Below are 21184 nucleotides of genomic sequence, written 5' to 3'. Positions count from 1 at the left end.
CCCATAAAGTTTTCCACTTACTTAACTCTCAATCTCTAAAGGTATGAAACTCAAATCACTTACTCTTACACTTTTGACTGTTTGCATTGCTGCCGTTTCTGCACCAAAATCAGCCGAAGCTGCAAGCCTAACAGTAGTTGCCGATGGTCTTAGTAATCCACGCGGAATCGGCTTTGATTCTACTGGCAACCTTTATGTTACAGAAAGTGGTTCTGGTGGTGATGGAAAAGATGGAAGATGTATTCCATCTCCTAGCGCAGGATATATTCCTTTATGTGCTGGTCAAAATGGCTCCCTGCTCAAAATTGCTCAGGACGGTACAAAAACAAATATAATTTCTGATCTCACTTCTTTAGCATTATCGCCTTCTGGAGAACAAGCAGCCGGGCCTGCCGATATTAAATTTGATTCTCTCGGTAACGCTTATTTGTTGACCGGTCTTGCAGGCGATCCAACCAATCGTGATACCGTTTTAAAATCGCCTGATCTTGGTAAATTATACAAAGTAGACTTAAGTACTGGTGGGTTGACAACCCTTGCCGATTTTGCAGCTTATGAAACTGCATTTAATCCTGATGGTACTGATTTAATTTCCAACCCTTATGCTTTTGCCATTAAAGGCGAGACTGCTTACATGGTTGATGGCGGTGGAAACACAATATATTCTGTAGGACTCGATGGCAGTGGTATTAACAAGGTAGCTGCATTCCCTCAGAAAACGATAGATAGAAGTAAACTTGAATATCCCGATCTGGGGCCAGATGTAGATCCATCTGCGCTTCCTGTAACCCAGCAATCAGTACCGACAGGAATTGCGATCGCTCCAGATGGCAGTTTAACAGTTAGCGAATACACTTATTTTCCTTATCCAGAAGGAGAAGCGCGGATCTTTAGCGTTGACCCCAACACCTTGCAATCAAATGTTATCGCCGATGGCTTTACACAGCTGACTGGCGTAGCTTATGACCCTGACGGCAATTTGTACGCCTTACAACACATCAATACTTCCGAATGGAAAGAAATTCAACAGGGCGGTATTATCACTGGTGATATTAGTGGTTCTTTGATCAAAATAGCCACCGATGGAACTCGTGAAACTATCTGGAGTGGTGATGGTCTAGAAGCTGCTTCTGGCATCACCTATGGACCTGATGGTAATTTGTATATCGCAAACCGAGCCAGACTTGCAGGCACAGGACAAGTTATCAAGATTGATCCGAGAGTAACCACAGTCCCCGAACCTACCTCTGCAATGGGTCTGATAGTAGCTGGTGCTTTAGGTGCAACTTCAATGCTGAAGCGCAAACGCAGCAAAGAATTAGTGAAAGCAGAGACTGTCTAATTCCTGGTAAAGCTTACAGAATAGGCTGCTGCCTCACAGAGAAAGTTGCATTTCAAACAAGAGGCAGCAGCCCAAATTTTAGATTTCCCAAACTGAGACTGGGAACGAAATTAGTCTAGGAACGAGTATACCTCATAGAACCAAGGCTTAAAACTTATGGGATTAGTCAAAAATTTGTCAATCGGCATTCTCGGTACTGGATTCATAGTGTTGGCAACAGCAGCCCAAGCCAAGGCTGTAACATTAACTTACGACAGAAGTATCGGTAGCCCCGGCTTTGGCCCTGGAGAACTCTTTGTCCCTCAAGGGATAGCGGTGGATAGCCAAGGGAATACCCTCATAGCTAACGGACGCGGTGTTAACCCGGATGGTACTCCTAACTACAACCTCGGTAACAAAATTGAAAAATTTAGTCCAAGCGGTCAGTATATTGGGGCAATTGGCTCCGGCGGCACAGGCCCCGGACAGTTTGACGAGCCAACAACTGTAGACTTTAATCCCGTAACAGGGGATTTGTACGCAGGTGATGTTTACAACAACCGCATCAATCAATTCGATTCTCAGGGTAACTTTATTAGATCCTTTGCAAATGGAGAATTTACCCCTCTTGTAGAGGGTAGGCTTTTCTTTGGGCCATCTGGTGTGACATTTGACAAAACTGGCAATGTGTACATCGGTGATTTTAATGGCGAAAGAATCCTTAAATTCACATCAGACGGACAGCAAATTGGTGTCATTGGTGGCACTCTGGGCACTGCACCTGGGCAATTCCAAGGTGTAGCAGGTGTAAGAATTTCCCCAGTTAGTGGAAATATCTTTGTAGCTGACCAGTATAATAACCGCGTTCAAGTACTTGATCCCAATGGCAACCCTCTGTTGGCATTTGGTTCAGCAGGTAGCGGCCCTGGACAGCTTCTTCAGCCAATTGGCATCGAAGTGGACGACCAAGAGAATGTTTATGTAGCTGATTCTATCAATAGCCGCGTCCAGGTGTTTGATAAAAACGGTAACTTCTTGACTTCCTTCGGTGAAAATGCCCGCGATGCATCAGGTAATCCGGTACCGCCTCCAGCATTAACTGGCCCTCCTTTTGGCAATCCCCTTGACCTCACTCCCGGCAGATTTAACTGGACGGGTGGCACAAGCTACAAAGATGGCAAGCTTTATGTGGGCGATTTCTTCCAAGGTCGCGTCCAAGTGCTAAACGTAGAAGACAGAAAGCAAGTACCTGAACCTGGTTCAGCATTGGGTTTAGCATTACTTGGACTTGGGGCTGCTACCGTCACATTGCGGAAGCGTGGACAACAAAAACCAGTCTTCAGTTTAGATAAAGAACTGCAAAAACAATACTGAGTTCCGATGCTTGCTTGAATAGCATTCACTCATAAGCTAGTTCGTAGCAAGGACTTTAGTCGAATGGCACTAAGAAAAGCTGAAACCTCCTTGCTGGCAGGGTGTGGGAGGTGTGGGAGGACGGGGAAGAAGTCTTACCCCCCACACTCCCCACACTCAAAAAGCAAGTTATATCAGGGCTTTGCGATTAACAAGCGTGCCATTCGACTTTAGTCTTTATTATCTAAGGACTAAAGTGCTTACTACAAAGATCGCTTGATAGAGTACTAGTTAATGAAGAGAAATTTACAGTTTAATCCAAACTAACTTTGACAGCACTAGGTGGGCAACGCTCACCTTACGAACAAGGGAAAAACGAACACAACAAAGCCAACATTATCAAGGTGCTTCCAGGAAATTAATAGTTTATGCAAATTCTGATTTATTCATACAACTATCATCCAGAACCAATTGGTATTGCACCTTTGATGACTGAACTAGCAGAAGGGCTGGTGAAGCGAGGGCATCAAGTGCGGGTAATTACAGGTATGCCTAACTATCCTCAGCGCCAGATTTACGACGGGTATCGAGGTAAGTTATATGTTACTGAACAGAAAAACGGTGTCAAAATTCAGCGTAGTTACCTGCGGATTAAGTCTAAACCTAACCTTGTAGATCGACTACTGCTAGAGTTGAGCTTTGTTTTTACAAGTTTGCCACAAGCACTCAAGGGCGAGCGACCTGATGTAATTCTCTTAACAGTACCACCGCTACTAGTTTGTTTACCTGCAACTTTGATAGGTTGGCTATACAACTGTCCAGTAGTACTGAATGTGCAAGATATCCTCCCGGAAGCTGGTGTGCGTGTTGGGCTAATTAAGAATAAGTTGATGATTAAAGCTCTAGAAGCTTTAGAAAAATTCGCTTATCGAACTGCACATACTATTAGTGTGATAGCCGATGGCTTTGTAGATAATTTAAAAAATAAAGGTGTACCTGCTAATAAAATTGCTTGCATTCCCAATTGGGTGAATTTAAATTTTATCCGCCCGTTACCGAGGGAAAATAACTCTTGGAGAGCTACTCATCAACTCGATGGTAAATTTGTAGTGCTTTATTCAGGTAATATCGCTCTTACACAAGGTTTGGAGACAGTAATAGAAGCAGCAGCCCGTTTACGTCATCTAAAAGAAATTATCTTTGTCGTAGCAGGCGAATCTCAAGCCCTCGAAAGGTTGCAAAAACATTGTCTTGCTTGTGGTGCAGATAACGTTTTACTTTTACCATTGGAAGTGCGAGAAAAACTACCGCAAATGTTAGCTGCCGCAGATGTGGGGTTGATTGTGCAAAAGCGGAATGTGATTTCCTTCAATATGCCTTCTAAAATACCACTGTTGTTAGCCAGTGGTCGCCCTATTGTGGGTTCGGTTCCCGCCCTTGGGACTGCTGCGAAAGCTATCAGACAAAGTGGTGGTGTTATCGTTGAGCCTGAGTCAGCAGATGCTTTGGCTGCGGCGGTGCTAGATTTATATCATCAGCCGGAATTAGCAGCGCAATTAGGACGTAAGGGAAGAAAGTTTGCGGTAGAAAACTATTCCTTTGAGCAAGCGCTAGACCGATATGAAGAGTTATTTGCTGATGCGATCGCCAAAAGAGCAACAAACTTGGATATTTTGCCAGAAATGAGTTCTAAAGAATCACTTGTTGATATTTGAAAATTGGGGACGGGAAAAATGCCTCTGAAATCCTCTTATTCAGATGAGCTTAAGAAAACTGACCAGAGCTTAATCGCCTTACTTAGCGATCGCATATTATTATTAGCATCAGAACAGCCTTCTTTAGATGAACAACTGGCTGATGTCGCTCCCCTACTCGCTCAAGCTGGTATTCCTGAGTCTGTTTGGGCGGATTTAGTAAAGAGTTGTCATGCCAGTCTTACCCCTAAATCTGCCACAAATTATGTCATTCCCCGACAAGTTACCATCGTCGGTGGACACGGCAGGATGGGAAGATTATTTAAAGAGCAACTTTCTTTAGTAGGTCACAATGTTAGCGTTCTCGAATATGATGATTGGGAATACGCAGATAAACTGTTAACTCAGGCAGAATTAGTATTAGTAAGCGTTCCTATTGAATATACGGTTGATGTTATCAAGCGAGCAGCAAAATATCTTGCTCCAACTACAGCTTTGTGTGACATCACAAGTATTAAAACACAGCCTACTCAAGCAATGCTCGAATACCATTGCGGCCCCGTTATGGGTTTACATCCAATGTTTGGGCCAAATATCAAATCGTTTTTGGGACAAAAAGTGGTAGTGTGTCGAGGTCGAAATGATGATTCATTTCAATGGTTATTAGATTTTCTGAAAGGTAAAGGTGGTGAATTAATTGTTTGCACGCCTGAAGAACACGATCAAATAATGGTGATTATTCAAGCAACGCAGCATTTCTGTAGATTTAGCCTTGGTGTTTTCTTAGCACAATCAAGAGTGGAGATAGAGCATAGTTTAACAATGTCAACTCCTAACTATCGTCAAGAAATCGATATTGTGAAACGTTTGTTTTCTCAAAATCCCAATTTATGTGTTGATATTATGCTAGCTACTGAAGAAAGGTGTAATGCTATTAGCTTTTTAGCTAAAACTTACAGCCGATTGGCTAGACTAGTGGCTAGAAAGGATAGAGAGGCATTAATTAAAGAGTTTGAAAATACTCAAAGTTTTTTGGAAGGGAAAATTAACAGTTTTCTCCAACCTTTAAATACAACGGCTCAGATGCACACAAATATTAGCATTTGAGGAATAATTCTATTTGAGGGACGAACCGCAAAGGACGCATAGACACGAAGTTGCTTCCCGAAGGGTAGGACGCAAAGGAAGAAAGAAAATTTTGCACATACTCACAAAGAAATGAGATAAAGAAGAAAAACTATGCTGATAGATATCTTTCATGATATCGTTTGCCCTTGGTGCAGAATTGGGAAAAAACATCTGTTTGATGCAGTGGCACAATGGCAAGAACAAGAAGTAAATATCCGATGGCATCCCTTTCTTCTGGATAATACTGTTCCTGCTGAGGGGTACGAATTTCGAAACTTTATGCAAGATAGAAAGGGCATTAAAGTGGAAGAACTGCAACATCTGTTTGATTATACGCAACGCGCAGGTGAGGCGGCTGGAGTTAAGCTAGATTTTGAAAAAATCCGTTTGGCTGTAAATACTAAGCTTTCTCATCAACTAATTGCATTAGCGCCCGCAAACGTAAAAAATGATGTCGTCGAAGCTATTTATAGAGCTTACTTTGAAGAGGGTTTGAATATTGGAGATATTAACGTTATTGTTGCCATCGGTACAGCATACCAGATGAATGCTACCGAATTAAAGTTGCAATTAAACGATCGTAATGTGGTTGATGCCGTTGTTGCTGAATCGGCATTTGCTCGATTAAATGGCATCAACAGCGTGCCGTTTTTCATCATGAATAATCAAGTCAAGGTAAATGGTTCTCACTCGGTAGAGGCATTCCTTGAAGCTTTGAATAGTACTGCACTTTTAGATATACCTGCAAAAATATGATAGTTGACATCAAGCAAAAAAGTAGATTAATTCATCAACGTGTTTCGGTTACTTTTAACTATGAGGTTTACTTCACCCAAAATTTATTTGAGTTGAAAAACCCCACCTTAGCGCAAGTGGTTACAGCAGATGAGGAGACAAAGCCGAAGAAAATAGTTGCGGTGATAGACGCAGGAATATTAAAGTATCAACCGGAATTGGTGAAGCAATTAGTTGCGTATACCAAGTTTTATGGAGAAGTACTAGCGATCGCAGCCGAACCCATGATAATTTCGGGAGGAGAAGCTGCCAAAAACGATCGCGCTTTAGTAGAGCAAATCCAGCAACTCATTGAAACAGCCGGATTATGTCGCCATTCTTATGTGTTAGCGATCGGGGGCGGGGCGATATTGGATTTGGTAGGATATGCTGCTGCAACTGCTCACCGGGGAATTCGCCTGATTCGAGTTCCGACAACGGTGTTAGCACAAAATGATTCTGGGGTTGGGGTAAAAAACGGCATCAATGCCTTTGGTAAAAAGAACTTCCTTGGCACATTTGCGCCACCTTATGCAGTTATAAATGACTCTGCGTTCTTGACAACATTAGACGATCGCGATTGGCGTTCTGGGATTGCAGAAGCCGTCAAAGTGGCGCTGATTAAGGATGCTAACTTTTTTGATTTTATCCACTCTCACAGCAAAGCCCTTGGGTGGCGAGACATGGATGCTATGCAACAGGTTATCTATCGTTGCGCCCAGTTGCACCTAGAACATATTGCCAATAGCGGCGATCCTTTTGAAATGGGTTCGTCTCGTCCCCTAGATTTTGGACATTGGGCGGCTCATAAACTGGAGCATTTGACAAATTATCGTTTGCGTCATGGCGAAGCCGTTGCGATCGGTATTGCTTTGGATAGCACTTATTCTTATTTAGCAGGATTACTTGATTGTTCAGAATGGCAACGAATATTAAATACTTTATCGGCGTTGGGTTTCACGCTGTATGTGCCAGAACTAGCCCAGAAGTTATCACAACTAGAACATCCTGATTGTTTGTTTCGAGGTTTAACTGAATTCCGCGAACACTTGGGTGGAGAATTGACTTTAACGTTGCTACAAGGGATTGGAAAAGCAATTGAAGTTCATGAGGTAAATTTGTTGTTGTATAGGCAAGCAATATCATTATTGCGGGAATTTTAAGATTGTAGAATTAACCCTTTCAAAGTGGGTAAAAATTATCGTTCTCTTTACTCTGTGTCCTCTGCGCCTCTGTGGTTCGATAAATGAATTTTAAACCGCAGAGGCACAGATAACGCTGAGAAATAACAAGATATTTTACAAGTTATGCTGAAGGGATAGATTGAATTTTAAAAGCATAGATATAATACTAAATTTTAAGACAATATCTTACTTTTGATAGAGGCGGATAAACTCAACCAATATTATTAAAAATAACAATAAATAATTAGTACAAAAAGCGAATAAATTGACACCCAATCTAAAAATTATTCAATGTATTATCTGCTTGATATCTAGTACTCTTAAATAAGAAGCAAAAAGTTTTTAATTACATTTTCCCAAATAATCCGCAGATTGAAATAGCTTGATTTGGATTGATATTGAATCATCTAATTTTTTATCTGCCTATAAATAACTACTAATAATCATTAATAGCTTTTGACTAATCACTCTTACAGAGAAATTACCGATGATTTTTAATTCCCGTTCCTATAAAACCCTTGGCGGCGTAATTGTTTCTCGCTCGATCACCGAAGTGAAGATGGACACTGCCCTCGAAGATATTCTGTTTCATTTAAATTCTCAGCGTGGCGGTTTGCTAAGAAGCAGCTACGAATATCCAGGCAGATATAAAAGATGGGCGATCGGATTTGTCAATCCACCATTGGAATTAACTACACAGGAAAATGCTTTCAATTTGATAGCGTTGAATGAACGCGGTCAAGTACTTCTACCATTGCTATTAGAGTGTTTATCCAACTCAATCCAACTTGAGAAAGTTACCCTAGACAATAACAATATTGTCGGCTTTGTTAAATCTAGTAAGAGATTATTCACTGAAGAAGAACGCAGTAAACAACCTTCAGCATTTACAGTTGTCCGCGAAATTCTACATACTTTCTCTAGCCCAGAAGATGAGCATTTAGGATTGTATGGGGCTTTTGGTTATGACTTAGTTTTTCAGTTTGAACCAATTACCCAACGTCTAGAACGTCCTACAGATCAGCGTGATTTGGTGCTTTATCTCCCTGATGAATTGATAGTTGTTGATTACTATCAACAACGCGCATTTCGTCTACAATATGAGTTTGAAACAGCGCACGGCAATACAAAAAATCTGCCTCGAACAGGTGAGTCTCTTGATTATCGCGGAAAACATCTTACCCCTAATCAAACTGCTGACCATAAAGTAGGCGAATATGCCAAAAAAGTTGAGTCTGCACTCGATTATTTCCGCCGAGGCGATTTATTTGAAGTTGTTCCTAGCCAAAACTTTTTTGAAGGCTATGAAGATGAACCCAGCAAACTATTTGAAACTTTAAAGGATATAAATCCTAGTCCTTATGGGTTTATTTTTAACTTAGGTGGAGAATATCTGATTGGCGCATCTCCAGAAATGTTTGTGCGAGTTGAAGGGAAGCGGGTAGAAACTTGTCCTATTAGTGGCACTATTAGCCGGGGACTAGATGCTCTTGATGATGCGGTGCAAATTCGTCATTTACTCAACTCGCACAAAGATGAAGCTGAGTTGACCATGTGTACTGATGTCGATCGCAATGACAAATCTCGAATATGTGAACCTGGTTCAGTACAAGTGATTGGTCGTCGCCAAATTGAATTATACAGCCATTTAATTCATACAGTAGATCATGTTGAAGGGACACTGCGATCGCAATTTGATGCTTTAGATGCCTTTCTCTCCCACACTTGGGCGGTTACAGTCACCGGCGCACCTAAAAAAGCCGCAATAGATTTTATTGAACAGAATGAACGTAGCGCCCGACGTTGGTATGGTGGCGCAGTCGGTTATTTAAACTTCAATGGGAATTTGAATACTGGCTTAATTCTGCGGACAATTCGATTAAAAGACTGCATCGCCGAAGTCCGAGTTGGTGCGACTGTCCTTTATGACTCCATACCCCAAGCAGAAGAACAAGAAACAATCACCAAAGCTGCTGCTTTATTTGAAACAATTCGCCGTGTTAAGCAAAGCAGTTACAAAATTGATGAATCCAGTTCTCGAAAATCAGCTAAAATCCTCCCTTGTGTGGCAACTGGCAAACGCATCTTACTAATAGATTATGAAGACTCTTTTGTTCATACATTAGCTAATTACATTCGCCAAACTGGTGCAAGCGTCACCACATTACGTCATGGTTTCTCAGAATCGCTATTCGATACAGAACGCCCTGACTTAGTTGTATTATCTCCTGGCCCTGGTAGACCAAGTGATTTTCGGGTTCCCCAGACTGTTGGTGCGCTTCTTCATCGCAAAATTCCCATTTTTGGAGTTTGTCTAGGGCTGCAAGGCATCGTTGAAGCTTTTGATGGACAATTGGGAGTTCTCAACTATCCTCAACATGGGAAATCTTCACGGATTTTCGTTACTGATTCCGATTCTGTTACCTTCAAGAATTTACCAGAATCCTTTACCGTGGGTAGATATCACTCATTATTTGCTCTCCCGCAGTATTTACCGAAAGAACTGAAAGTGACAGCGATTTCTGATGACAACGTAATTATGGGTATTGAACATCAGACACTTCCCATCGCCGCCGTTCAGTTTCATCCAGAATCAATCATGACTTTAGCGGGAGAAGTTGGTCTGGAAATCATTAAAAATGTGGTGCGTGCATATACACACATCGAAGAGTCATTGGTCATTGGTCATTAGTCATTGGTCATTGGTCATTGGTCATTGGTCATTGGTCATTTGTCATTCTCCCTGCCCCCTGCCCCCTGCTCCCTGTTAATAGATTATGACTAACCAAGTTACCGCTTCTCGCCATATTCTTGAAGAGATTGTGTTGCATAAAAGGCAAGAAGTTGCACAGATGCAGCAGGAATTTCCTCTAGCTTCTTTGCAACAGCAATTAATTGCGGCTCCAACTATCCGAAATTTCTTGACTGCTTTGCAAGAAAATCCTCAGCAACCTAGCTTAATTGCCGAGGTAAAAAAGGCATCACCCAGCCGTGGGATTATTCGGGCTGATTTTGACCCAGTTGCGATCGCTCAAGCTTATGAACGAGGTGGTGCAGCTTGTCTATCAGTCCTCACCGATCATAAGTTTTTTCAGGGCAGTTTTGATAATCTGCGTAATGTGCGATCGCACGTTGCATTACCCCTACTGTGCAAAGAATTCATCATTGACCCCTATCAAATCTATCTAGCACGGACAGCAGGCGCAGATGCAGTTTTGTTGATTGCCGCTATCTTATCAGACCAAGAACTGCAAAACTTTCTGCGAGTGATTCATGATTTGGGCATGACTGCACTGGTGGAAGTCCATACTTTGGCTGAACTGGATAGAGTTCTTAAGCTTGACGACTTACATTTAGTAGGAATCAACAATCGCAATCTAGAAGATTTTACGGTTGATTTAGGAATAACCCAGCAACTTTTAGCACAACGTCAGCAATATTTGCAAAGTTTGGATATCACTGTTGTCAGTGAATCTGGACTGTATACACCTGCTGATTTATCTCTTGTCGCTGAAGCTGGTGTACGTGCGGTTTTGGTCGGAGAATCTTTAGTTAAACAAAGCGATGTAGAACAAGCTGTGCTGAGTCTTTTGAGGCTTTCTTAGAATACAGACCTAATCCCCAGCCCCTTCCCTGCAAGGGAAGGGGAGTAAGATTCAAAGCCTCTCTCCTTTTAGGAGAGAGGTTTGGAGAGAGGTCAAAGTGTATTGCATCCAAGCGAGAAGCGCTATATTACTTCAAAAATGAAGCTCTAATACTCGACGACGGAGCTAAAAGACTCGTTAACGGAGCTAAAAGACTCGTTAACGGAGCTAAAAGACTCGTTAACGGAGCTAAAAGACTCGTTAACGGAGATAAAAGCCTCATTAACGGAGCTAAAAGACTCGTTAACGGAGATAAAAGCCTCATTAACGGAGATAAAAGCCTCGTTAACGGAGCTAAAAGACTCGCTGACGGAGCTAAAAGACTCATTAACGGAGCTAAAAGACTCATTAACGGAGCTAAAAGACTCATTAACGGAGATAAAAGACTCGTTGACGGAGATCAAAGACTCAACAACAACAAATATAGCGTGGGTATCGCTAATTCCTAAATGTTGATTTTTCCAGAATTATTAACTAATCATTAACTATTTTTCAAAATGACTTCTATTTCCGACTCTTTTCAAACTTTACGCGATCGCCAACAGTGTGCTTTAATCCCCTTTATCACAGCAGGTGATCCTAACTTAAAAACCACTGCCGAGGCTTTACGTATCTTAGATCGCAACGGTGCTGACTTTATCGAGTTGGGCATTCCCTACTCCGATCCTCTCGCAGATGGGCCTGTAATTCAAGCAGCAGCAACTCGCGCTTTGCAAAAAGGCACGAAATTAGAGCAAGTGCTAGAGATGTTAGAAGCTGTAACTCCCACACTGAAAGCGCCAATAATTCTATTTACTTATTACAATCCCATTTTGCACCGGGGTATTAAGTCATTTTTAGCGCAAATTGCTGCGGCTGGAGTGCAAGGCTTAGTAGTGCCAGATTTACCCTTAGAAGAAGCAGAAGAATTAATCCAGACTGCTGCATCTTTTGGGATTGAGGTCATTTTACTCGTAGCTCCTACCAGTTCTAAAGATAGAATTTTAGCGATCGCTCGTCAATCTCAAGGTTTTATCTACCTGGTAAGTGTTACAGGCGTTACAGGTATCCGCGCTCAAATCCAAGACCGCGTAAAAGATTTAATTACAGATTTGCGAAGCGTCACTGATAAACCCATCGGCGTTGGTTTTGGTATTTCCGGGCCAGAACAAGCGCATCAAGTAAGGGAATGGGGAGCAGATGCGGTGATTGTTGGTAGTGCCTTTGTCAAACGGTTAGCCGAAGGTAGCCCAACCGAAAGATTACAAGCTGTAGAAAAGCTTTGTCGGGAACTGAAAGCAGCAATTACTCCAGTATCCCTGCAAAAACGCTAAGTAAAAAAGCTTTCTCTTCTCTCTGCGTCCTTGGCGTCTTGGCGGTTCGATGGAAGAATAACGAACCGCCAAGACGCCAAGGACGCCAAGAAGGAAATACAAAGCGAATCTTGACTGTAGTGCAAGTTTTCAAAAATATATTTGAACGTAAAAGGATTTTAACCAGTGGTAAGCATACAAGACATCAAGACTGCAACTGTCCAACCAGATTCTTTGGGCAGATTTGGAAGATTTGGCGGTAAATACGTCCCCGAAACCTTAATGCCTGCATTAAGTGAGTTAGAAGCAGCATTTCAAAAATATCGCAACGAGCCGAGTTTCCAAGCAGAACTGCAAAACCTACTGCGCGATTACGTCGGACGACCCAGCCCATTATATTTTGCTGAACGCCTGACAACAAACTACGCTAGACCAGATGGCACGGGGCCACAAATTTATTTAAAGCGTGAGGATTTAAATCATACAGGCGCTCACAAAATTAATAATGCTTTAGCTCAAGTTTTGCTAGCTAAACGCATGGGTAAGCAACGGATTATTGCCGAGACAGGCGCAGGACAACACGGTGTAGCCACTGCAACTGTATGTGCTAGGTTTGGTTTGAAATGCGTGATTTACATGGGTATCCACGATATGGAACGCCAATCGCTGAATGTGTTCCGCATGAAATTAATGGGTGCAGAAGTTCGTCCAGTAGAGGCGGGTACGGGAACTCTCAAAGATGCAACTTCCGAAGCAATTCGGGATTGGGTGACAAATGTGGAAACAACCCATTACATCCTCGGTTCCGTTGCCGGGCCTCATCCTTACCCGATGATTGTCCGTGACTTCCACGCGGTAATTGGTGTAGAAACTCGCGCTCAATCCCAGGATAAATGGGGAGGATTACCAGATATTTTACTGGCTTGTGTGGGTGGAGGTTCCAATGCGATCGGCTTATTCAATGAATTTGTCCATGAATCTTCGGTACGTCTAATTGGAGTGGAAGCGGCGGGTGAAGGTGTAGATACAGAAAAACACGCTGCTACCTTGACAAAGGGAAGAATAGGTGTATTGCATGGTGCAATGAGTTATTTACTGCAAGATGATGATGGTCAAGTCATCGAAGCTCATTCCATAAGTGCCGGATTAGATTATCCCGGCGTTGGCCCAGAGCATAGTTATTTAAAGGATCTTGGTCGCGCTGAATATTACAGTGTGACTGATAAACAGGCGTTAGAAGCATTTCAAAGACTTTCGCAACTAGAGGGAATTATCCCAGCTTTGGAAACTGCTCATGCGATCGCATATCTTGAAACCCTTTGCCCTCAATTAAAAGGCAACCCCCGCATTGTCATCAATTGTTCCGGTAGAGGTGACAAAGATGTACAAACCGTCGCCAAAGTTCTGATTCCTTAATTTGTCATTTGTCATTTGTCCTTCGTAAATGACCAATGACCCATGCCCCATGCAATACGGTTCGGATAAGATCCCCCCGCCTGTGGCGACCCCCTTAAAAAGGGGGTAAACGAGGAAATTAGCCCCCCTTTTTAAGGGGGGTTGGGGGGATCTTCGCAGGGTAAACAAGCTAACCGAACCGTATTGATACCCCATGCCCAATGCCCCATGCCCAATAAATATGATAGCTGTAACTAAAACCTCACTTGACAACATCCCCGTCACTTCTGAGTTCTACAACTGGCCAGCTTTATTACAACAGTTGTTAAATCGGCAATCGTTGACGGTTTCCCAAGCTAAAGATTTGATGCAAGGTTGGCTCACAGATGCCATTCCCCATGTCCTATCAGGAGCGATTTTAACCGCAATTCAAGCTAAAGGCGTATCCGCCGAAGAATTGGTAGGCATGGCCACGGTCTTACAATCCCAATCCCCAGTACCCAGTACCCAGTCGCCAATCCCCCTAATTGACACTTGTGGAACTGGTGGAGATGGCGCTTCAACTTTTAATATCTCGACTGCTGTTGCCTTTGTTGCCGCCGCCGCCGGGGTAAAAGTTGCTAAACATGGCAATCGTTCCGCATCTAGTAAGACCGGTTCGGCTGATGTGCTGGAAGCTTTGGGGATAAATCTCAACGCCACTCCTGAAAAAGTACAAGCCGCAGTGGGTGAAGTTGGAATTACCTTTTTGTTTGCTCCAGGTTGGCATCCTGCGCTCAAAGCGATCGCTAATTTACGAAAAACTTTGAAGGTGCGGACTGTTTTTAACTTACTCGGCCCGCTAGTAAATCCCATGCGACCAACGGGGCAGATTATTGGTGTGAACGATCCGCTTCTACTAGAGGAGATTGTGCAAGCTTTATCCCAATTGGGATGTCAGCAAGCGATCGCAGTTCATGGACGCGAACGTTTAGATGAAGCTGGTTTAGCAGATGTCACCGATTTAGCTGTACTCCAAGATAAAAAGGTGCGTTCTCTAACGCTGAACCCTCAAGAACTTGGTTTGAATTTTGCCCCAACTGCTGCATTGCACGGTGGAGATGTCCAAGAAAATGCCGAAATCTTGAAGGCAGTTCTCCAAGGTAAAGGCACGCAAGCGCAACAGGATGTTGTCGCTTTAAATACAGCCCTGGCACTCCAAGTTGGTGAAGCCATTCATGGGGAAACGGATATTTTAGCCGGTTGCGTCAAAGGTATTGCCCTTGCGAAGGAAATTCTGCAAAGCGGTGCGGCTTGGACAAAACTAGAACAACTTGCTGAATTTTTGCACTAGACGAACCTCTCTCCGTTTCCGGTGTACACACAAGTCGAATTACCCCCCTTAATCCCCCCTTATAAAGGGGGGAAAAAAGAAATCTAGTTCCCTCCCCTTTATAAGGCTACGGTGTACACACAAGTCTTCTAAAGTTGCACCATAAGCTTTTGATCCCCCCAACCCCCCTTTTAAGGGGGGCAAAAAGCTCTCAAAGTCCCCCTTTTTAAGGGGGATTTAGGGGGATCTACGACGATTTTGGTTTTCTAGAAAGATGTGTGTACACCGTAGCCTTTATAAGGGGAGGTTTAGGGTGGGGTAAAACCCTAGTTAATCTAGCTATTTCAGACTTGTGTTTACGCCGTAGCCGTTTCGGAGAGGGGTCAATATATTACACCCAATAACTTACACAAGGAAAAACAGATGATTATTATACTTAAAAATGGTACACCTACTGAGGAAATTACCCGCATCAGCGAAGAACTGAGTGAAACTTGGAAAGTCACGGTAGAAAAAAGCATTGGCACTCATAAAGTTGTCTTAGGGCTAATTGGTGATACCACTAGCATCGATAAATTACAGGTTCAAGAGTACAGCCCTTGGATTGAGCAAGTATTACGAGTGCAACAACCTTTCAAACGGGTAAGCCGAGAATTCCGACATGGAGAAGCCAGCGAGGTTGTCGTACCTACACCCAACGGTGATGTCTATTTCGGCGAACATCATCCAATCGTAGTAGTAGCTGGGCCTTGTTCCGTTGAGAACGAAGCGATGATTGTCGAAACGGCAAAGCGCGTCAAGGCAGCAGGAGCGAAGTTTCTGCGCGGCGGAGCCTACAAACCCCGCACTTCACCTTATGCCTTTCAAGGTTATGGTGAAAGTGCTTTAGATTTATTAGCAGCAGCGCGGGAAGCTACTGGTTTGGGTATTGTCACAGAATTGATGGATGCTGCCGATTTATCAGCAGTGGCGAAAACAGCTGACATCATCCAAATCGGGGCGCGAAATATGCACAACTTTTCGCTGCTGAAAAAGGTAGGCGCTCAAGATAAACCAGTGCTGCTGAAGCGGGGGATGTCTGCCACAATTGACGAGTGGCTGATGGCAGCAGAATATATTTTGGCATCAGGCAATCCAAATGTAATTCTTTGTGAGCGGGGAATCAGAACTTTTGATGGTAAATATGCCCGGAATACTTTAGATTTATCTGTGCTTCCGGTATTGCGATCGCTGACCCATTTACCGATTATGATCGATCCTAGTCATGGTACTGGTAGGTCAGAATATGTGCCATCGATGGCAATGGCTGCGATCGCAGCTGGTACAGATGCCTTGATGATTGAAGTTCACCCCAATCCTGCAAAAGCTTTATCTGACGGGCCGCAATCTCTCACCCCTGATAAATTTGACCGCTTAGTTCAAGAAATGTCAATTATTGGCAAAGTCGTCGATCGCTGGCCTACACCTGCATTTGATAGCATTAATGACAACCGCATTCTCTTCGCATCAAAAGTATCAAACTAGACAGAGTGTAATCTCAGCTAATTTTTTGTGAATGGCTAAACCCGATCAACAGATTTTTTAAACAAAAGAATCCGTTGGTCGGGTTTTCATCAGCACGAAAGACTGATTATTGTAGAGACGACGATTCCTCGCATCTCTTGTCTTAACCATAATGATTTTTATTACTTAGGATAGTTCCGAGTTAAATCAAATTGTATTTAAAATTACAGGTAATGAAAAACTAAATTTATGGGAAATTAATTTCCCCTGCTACCAAGGAGTAATAATGATTTTAAGTCAATATCAACGTGCTGTAGGCGTATTTACTCATCGTCGAGATGCAGAACAGGCGCTACATGAGTTGAGAGATTCTGGCTTGGCGATGGAAAAAGTATCGGTAATTGTCCAGAATGCAGACCGCAATCATCAGATTACCGATGATCAAATTAAAGAGCGCACTGGTGATAAAGCCGACGAAGGTGCAACAGTAGGAGGGCTTTCAGGGGGCGCTGTTGGTGGGTTGACCGGTTTATTAGTAGGTCTTGGTACTTTAGCAATCCCTGGAGTTGGGCCAATAATGCTGGCTGGCGCAGCTGCAACTGCTTTGGTTACAACCCTTGTTGGTGCAAGTATTGGTGCTGCTACTGGCACTTTTGCTGGTGCGCTAGTTGGCTGGGGAATATCAGAAGAACAAGCTAGATCATATAACGAGCGAGTAGAGCATGGACACTATTTCATAATCGTGGATTGTACATCTTTTGAAATTGCTAAAGTAGAGGCAATTCTACACCGTTGGGGTATTGAAGAGTTTGGCATTTACGAGCCTCTAAGTAGTGAAAAATTACCTACAAATTATCTGACCACAACAAATTCCGCTACTACCATTCCTAATAAAAGTGGGATTTTGAGCAAATATGCTATTAGTTGTTTTGATAATATAGATAATGCTAAAGCCGCAATTGACGATATGTATTTTGCAGGATTTTCAGCAAATCAGATTTCCTTAGTTTGCAAAGATTTCTCTCAATTGATTGGCTCAACTGATATTAATTTAAGTGAGCGCTTTGACGCGATGAGGCTAGGAATAGCAGATGATTGGGCACGCTTTTACAACGAGCAAATTGAGCAAGGAAATTATATACTCATTATTAGCGGTACAGACAATGAACTTGAACAGGCTAGCTTTATTGTAGGCAATTATGGAATTCAGGAATTTCAGATTTATGACCCAATGTTAATCCGTTCTTGACAACTAGCACTGGAAATTTTAATAATTTTGTTAGAACAAACAAATATATAGCAATACTTTCAAAATTCTCCAGTCTTGAGCTGTATCTGTTGCAGCTTATAACTTTAGTCGAGAACCAAGTATTTCAAGCGTGTCACAAGAGAAAATACTCTTTATTAATATTCAGCCCGGAAACCGGGCGAATATGTAACAAAGCAATTGTGCAAACTAAATTAATTCATCTAAATTTCTGAAGAGATTTAGATAAAGTAATTAATAGCCTTCTATCGTATAACCAGCAGATTGAACGATCTGTTTAATCGACTCTTCAGAAGCCGCAGCATCTACAGTTACAGTTTTAGCATCAACATTCACATCTACTTTGGCATCAGATTCCATCGTCAAAATAGATTTAGTTATTTTCTTGGCGCACTCATCACCTTTAATATCTGGAACTTTCAATTTAATTGCCATTACTTACCTCAGTTCATCAACTTTTATTTCTATTTCATCAAAATAATAACGGTTGAGACAAGGAATAAACATCTTACTAGAGTCAGGGAATTGAGCATCCCTAGGATAGTAATAAATAATAGCTAGACTTAAATTATTAGTTGTTGGATGGCTAATCCATCTGGTTTTTGGTAGATGCCCTTGTCCAATTTGTTGTGTGAAGAAAGTAACTCTGGCAATTTAGTTGAAAAAGGATAAGATATCGAGCTACCTATTTTTTTTGAGTTCGTGCATACTTCTCACAACCTTTGTTACTAGATTTCTGGGTGTAAATCTGACGCTTTCGGTCAATATTTTATTTCTCATCCCAGGAACAACAACAGTTTTATTTTTCATTAAACCCCGATAACCAATCTTAGCAACGGTTTCCGTGTCCATCATTCTGTTAACATTAGCAATTTTAGAATCTTCCATTGCAGCAGTTTGTTGGAATTCTGATGCTGTTGGGCCAGGACAAAGAACAGTCACGCTAACACCAGTACCCTCTAATTCATTAGCGATCGCTTCTGAAAATGATAAGACATAGGCTTTAGTAGCAAAATAAACTGCCATTAGAGGCCCCGGTTGAAAAGCTGCTGCTGAGGCCACATTTAATATTTTTCCATAGTCTTGCTCGACCATATCCTTGAGAAATAACTTTGTTAAATGAGTCAATGTCACCATATTGACCTGGAGCATTTGCAGTTCAATACTGAGGTCTGTTTCGCTAAATGCTCCATAAGTACCAAAGCCAGCATTGTTAACCAGCACATCAATTTTGATCGATTCTTGCTGGAGTTCTCTAAAAATTTCTTCTGGGGATGTTGGGATAGATAAGTCCTTAGCCAAAATTTTCACAAAAATATCAAACTTTTGCGGAAATTCATTTATGATTTCTGTAAGTTTTTGTTCATTCTTATCCACTAATACCAGATTATAACCATGACGGGCAAAAATTTGGGTTAATTGATAGCCTATCCCACTAGCCGCTCCTGTAATTAGAGCAGTTTTTTTTTGCCGACTTTCAGATGTTTTATTCATGCTAGAAAAATGGCGAATGTGAGTTAATTAATTTAAGTTCTATAAAAATAGCTACAACAATATATAATGTTTGCTGTAGCTATTTTTATGCAGACAATAAATGATGCTATCTACCTGAAACGAGTATGCTTCAATCAAGCATAATAGACACAAATATAAAAATCTGTATCTATATAAACAAGAGCAAAAATATTTAATATGTCATTAATGTCACAACCTAATTCCGTTACTATAACTGATGTGCAAGCAGCACAAGAGCGAATTTTGGGAATTGCCCATCGCACGCCAGTGCTAACTTCTAGAATGGTTAACGATCGCACCAATAGCCAAGTATTATTTAAATGCGAAAACTTTCAACGCACCGGGGCATTTAAATTTAGAGGGGCGTACAATGCCTTAGCGCAACTATCGGTAGCCCAAAAACAAACAGGCGTTATCACCTATTCATCAGGAAATCATGCTCAAGCGATCGCTCTAGCTGGAAAACTCCTCAATATTCCCACCACTATTGTCATGCCTGATGATGCACCCATTGTCAAACAAACTGCTACCCGTGGCTATGGTGCAGAGATAATTTTATACAATCGCCAAGAAACAAACCGAGAAGAATTAGCCCAAAATTTAGCAGATGAGCGCTCTTTGACACTGATTCCCCCTTACGATCATCCCCATGTAGTCGCTGGACAAGGAACAACTGCTTTAGAACTGATCCAAGAAGTTGGTGAATTGGACTTGCTATTAGTTTGTTGTGGCGGTGGCGGATTACTTTCAGGATGTGCGATCGCAGCTAAAGCACTTTTACCCAATTGTAAAGTAATCGGGGTAGAACCAGCACTTGCCGACGATGCTACCCGCTCTTTTCACACCAAAACCCTGCAAACTGTCAAGAATCCTGATACCATCGCCGATGGTGCGCGGACTCCTAGCCTTGGTAAAATTACTTTCCCCTTAGTGCTGCATTACGTCGATGATATGGTGACGGTATCTGAAGAAGCAATTCTTCGCACCATGTTTTTCTTGTGGGAACGTCTGAAAATTGTAGTTGAACCCACCGGAGTACTTGCAGCCGCAGCCTTACTCGAAGGTGTGGTGACAGCACCAGAGTCGAGGATTGGTGTCATCATCAGTGGTGGAAATGTCGATTTAGCGCAAGTTGGTAAATTGTTTTCTGATGAAAAAAATATCTATGTTGACGAGTTTCGACTTCTCTGCGAGACACTACGCGAACGCTCAACTCTCGACCACTCAGTTGGTTGAGCGAAGTCGAAACCAACGGCTATGGTAAATTTATTACCAGAATTCACCTAAATTGTTTTCTGGTGGATTTTGACACTCCCACCTCCCACCCTTTGAAGAAATGGGATTGTCAGGGTGGTAGTTTAATACAGAATTATTGATAGGCTATGACAACAATCCCAGCAAAGATCAAACTTACTGCAATAACTTGGTTGAATGTCAAAGTTTCTTTAAATAGCCAATAGGAAATAAAAGTAACTAAAATAAATCCAATTCCTTGAGATGTTGGTACTACTATAGAAATTGGAAGTTTATCTAGTGCCTTGGCGAATAAAAGTAACCCTATACAGTAAGCAATCAAACCAGCAATAAACCAAGGAGAAGTGATGGTTACAATAAAACTACTAGAATTATTACTTGCTAAACGTGACTGCTTTATTAGAATATTGCCAAGACAATTGCAGAAAGCAGATATAGTAACAATTAACCAAGGTAATTGTGAAAAATGAAGCATTATTAATTTCATAGTTTCAAGAAAATTTTATAACCCAGACACAAAAAATAACCTCTGTTATTCTCTTCAGTAA

General features: G+C 42.0%; 17 protein-coding genes. 14 read left to right on the top strand and 3 right to left on the bottom strand.

Translation table 11 applies throughout. The features are described 5' to 3' along the window. Positions 1-43 precede the first annotated feature (43 nt). The 13 genes from G1O98_RS22215 to G1O98_RS22150 all read left to right on the top strand — a co-directional run bounded on the left by G1O98_RS22215 (position 44) and on the right by G1O98_RS22150 (position 17849). Positions 44-1342, top strand: a complete 1299-nt coding sequence (locus G1O98_RS22215) for a ScyD/ScyE family protein (RefSeq protein WP_163931909.1) — start codon at positions 44-46, stop codon at positions 1340-1342. Between the two features lie 156 nt (positions 1343-1498). Next, positions 1499-2695: a scytonemin biosynthesis PEP-CTERM protein ScyF gene (gene scyF / locus G1O98_RS22210; RefSeq protein ID WP_163931906.1), complete on the top strand. Its 1197-nt coding sequence runs from the start codon at positions 1499-1501 to the stop codon at positions 2693-2695. A 407-nt stretch (positions 2696-3102) separates the two neighbouring features. Continuing rightward, on the top strand, positions 3103-4389 hold the full coding sequence (locus G1O98_RS22205; RefSeq protein WP_163931903.1) for a glycosyltransferase family 4 protein: 1287 nt from the start codon (positions 3103-3105) through the stop codon (positions 4387-4389). 18 nt (positions 4390-4407) lie between these two features. After that, positions 4408-5475 (top strand): bifunctional chorismate mutase/prephenate dehydrogenase, encoded by a 1068-nt coding sequence (gene tyrA, locus G1O98_RS22200; protein ID WP_163931900.1) that lies wholly within the window; start codon positions 4408-4410, stop codon positions 5473-5475. A 132-nt stretch (positions 5476-5607) separates the two neighbouring features. Then, on the top strand, positions 5608-6252 hold the full coding sequence (locus G1O98_RS22195; protein WP_163931898.1) for a DsbA family oxidoreductase: 645 nt from the start codon (positions 5608-5610) through the stop codon (positions 6250-6252). Then, positions 6249-7433, top strand: coding sequence for a 3-dehydroquinate synthase (locus tag G1O98_RS22190; protein WP_163931895.1), 1185 nt, complete (start codon positions 6249-6251; stop codon positions 7431-7433). The genes G1O98_RS22195 and G1O98_RS22190 overlap by 4 nt, the downstream gene beginning before the upstream one ends. Before the next feature lie 508 nt (positions 7434-7941). Further along, positions 7942-10146, top strand: coding sequence for an anthranilate synthase (locus G1O98_RS22185; protein ID WP_163931892.1), 2205 nt, complete (start codon positions 7942-7944; stop codon positions 10144-10146). A gap of 85 nt (positions 10147-10231) precedes the next feature. Further along, positions 10232-11059, top strand: coding sequence for an indole-3-glycerol phosphate synthase TrpC (trpC, locus tag G1O98_RS22180; protein WP_163931889.1), 828 nt, complete (start codon positions 10232-10234; stop codon positions 11057-11059). Between the two features lie 536 nt (positions 11060-11595). Beyond that, positions 11596-12411 carry a tryptophan synthase subunit alpha gene (gene trpA, locus G1O98_RS22170; RefSeq protein ID WP_163931886.1) on the top strand — a complete coding sequence of 272 codons (816 nt, stop codon included), beginning with the start codon at positions 11596-11598 and terminating at the stop codon, positions 12409-12411. A gap of 165 nt (positions 12412-12576) precedes the next feature. After that, a complete protein-coding gene (trpB, locus tag G1O98_RS22165) occupies positions 12577-13806 on the top strand; it encodes a tryptophan synthase subunit beta (protein ID WP_163931882.1) in 1230 nt (409 codons plus the stop codon). 220 nt (positions 13807-14026) lie between these two features. After that, complete coding sequence (gene trpD, locus G1O98_RS22160; RefSeq protein WP_163931879.1) at positions 14027-15118, top strand: anthranilate phosphoribosyltransferase; 1092 nt, start codon at positions 14027-14029, stop codon at positions 15116-15118. A gap of 402 nt (positions 15119-15520) precedes the next feature. Then, a complete protein-coding gene (aroF, locus tag G1O98_RS22155) occupies positions 15521-16621 on the top strand; it encodes a 3-deoxy-7-phosphoheptulonate synthase (protein ID WP_163931876.1) in 1101 nt (366 codons plus the stop codon). Positions 16622-16886: 265 nt separating this feature from the next. After that, a complete protein-coding gene (locus tag G1O98_RS22150) occupies positions 16887-17849 on the top strand; it encodes a general stress protein (RefSeq protein WP_163931873.1) in 963 nt (320 codons plus the stop codon). Positions 17850-18101: 252 nt separating this feature from the next. Here the strand turns inward: G1O98_RS22150 and G1O98_RS22145 are convergent, their stop codons facing one another. Continuing rightward, positions 18102-18302, bottom strand: a complete 201-nt coding sequence (locus G1O98_RS22145; RefSeq protein ID WP_163931870.1) for a heavy-metal-associated domain-containing protein — start codon at positions 18300-18302, stop codon at positions 18102-18104. A gap of 246 nt (positions 18303-18548) precedes the next feature. After that, positions 18549-19361: an SDR family oxidoreductase gene (locus tag G1O98_RS22140; protein ID WP_163931868.1), complete on the bottom strand. Its 813-nt coding sequence runs from the start codon at positions 19359-19361 to the stop codon at positions 18549-18551. A 207-nt stretch (positions 19362-19568) separates the two neighbouring features. Between G1O98_RS22140 and G1O98_RS22135 the strand changes: the two genes are divergently transcribed. Next, positions 19569-20618 carry a threo-3-hydroxy-L-aspartate ammonia-lyase gene (locus tag G1O98_RS22135; protein WP_243458501.1) on the top strand — a complete coding sequence of 350 codons (1050 nt, stop codon included), beginning with the start codon at positions 19569-19571 and terminating at the stop codon, positions 20616-20618. A gap of 133 nt (positions 20619-20751) precedes the next feature. Here the strand turns inward: G1O98_RS22135 and G1O98_RS22130 are convergent, their stop codons facing one another. After that, positions 20752-21123: an SMR family transporter gene (locus tag G1O98_RS22130; RefSeq protein ID WP_163931863.1), complete on the bottom strand. Its 372-nt coding sequence runs from the start codon at positions 21121-21123 to the stop codon at positions 20752-20754. Positions 21124-21184 lie beyond the last annotated feature (61 nt).

The sequence above is a fragment of the Nostoc sp. UIC 10630 genome (genome assembly GCF_010747425.1).
In the GTDB taxonomy this organism is placed as follows: domain Bacteria; phylum Cyanobacteriota; class Cyanobacteriia; order Cyanobacteriales; family Nostocaceae; genus Nostoc.
Note: the sequence above shows the minus strand (reverse complement) of the source record. Positions and strands in the feature narration are given on the sequence as shown.

What these genes read in the sequence shown, in the direction of transcription:
- G1O98_RS22215 (WP_163931909.1), top strand. Translation starts at nt 44, where the DNA reads ATGAAACTCAAATCACTTACTCTTACACTTTTGACTGTTTGCATTGCT.
- scyF (WP_163931906.1), top strand. Translation starts at nt 1,499, where the DNA reads ATGGGATTAGTCAAAAATTTGTCAATCGGCATTCTCGGTACTGGATTC.
- G1O98_RS22205 (WP_163931903.1), top strand. Translation starts at nt 3,103, where the DNA reads ATGCAAATTCTGATTTATTCATACAACTATCATCCAGAACCAATTGGT.
- tyrA (WP_163931900.1), top strand. Translation starts at nt 4,408, where the DNA reads ATGCCTCTGAAATCCTCTTATTCAGATGAGCTTAAGAAAACTGACCAG.
- G1O98_RS22195 (WP_163931898.1), top strand. Translation starts at nt 5,608, where the DNA reads ATGCTGATAGATATCTTTCATGATATCGTTTGCCCTTGGTGCAGAATT.
- G1O98_RS22190 (WP_163931895.1), top strand. Translation starts at nt 6,249, where the DNA reads ATGATAGTTGACATCAAGCAAAAAAGTAGATTAATTCATCAACGTGTT.
- G1O98_RS22185 (WP_163931892.1), top strand. Translation starts at nt 7,942, where the DNA reads ATGATTTTTAATTCCCGTTCCTATAAAACCCTTGGCGGCGTAATTGTT.
- trpC (WP_163931889.1), top strand. Translation starts at nt 10,232, where the DNA reads ATGACTAACCAAGTTACCGCTTCTCGCCATATTCTTGAAGAGATTGTG.
- trpA (WP_163931886.1), top strand. Translation starts at nt 11,596, where the DNA reads ATGACTTCTATTTCCGACTCTTTTCAAACTTTACGCGATCGCCAACAG.
- trpD (WP_163931879.1), top strand. Translation starts at nt 14,027, where the DNA reads ATGATAGCTGTAACTAAAACCTCACTTGACAACATCCCCGTCACTTCT.
- aroF (WP_163931876.1), top strand. Translation starts at nt 15,521, where the DNA reads ATGATTATTATACTTAAAAATGGTACACCTACTGAGGAAATTACCCGC.
- G1O98_RS22150 (WP_163931873.1), top strand. Translation starts at nt 16,887, where the DNA reads ATGATTTTAAGTCAATATCAACGTGCTGTAGGCGTATTTACTCATCGT.
- G1O98_RS22145 (WP_163931870.1), bottom strand. Translation starts at nt 18,302, where the DNA reads ATGGCAATTAAATTGAAAGTTCCAGATATTAAAGGTGATGAGTGCGCC.
- G1O98_RS22140 (WP_163931868.1), bottom strand. Translation starts at nt 19,361, where the DNA reads ATGAATAAAACATCTGAAAGTCGGCAAAAAAAAACTGCTCTAATTACA.
- G1O98_RS22135 (WP_243458501.1), top strand. Translation starts at nt 19,569, where the DNA reads ATGTCACAACCTAATTCCGTTACTATAACTGATGTGCAAGCAGCACAA.
- G1O98_RS22130 (WP_163931863.1), bottom strand. Translation starts at nt 21,123, where the DNA reads ATGAAATTAATAATGCTTCATTTTTCACAATTACCTTGGTTAATTGTT.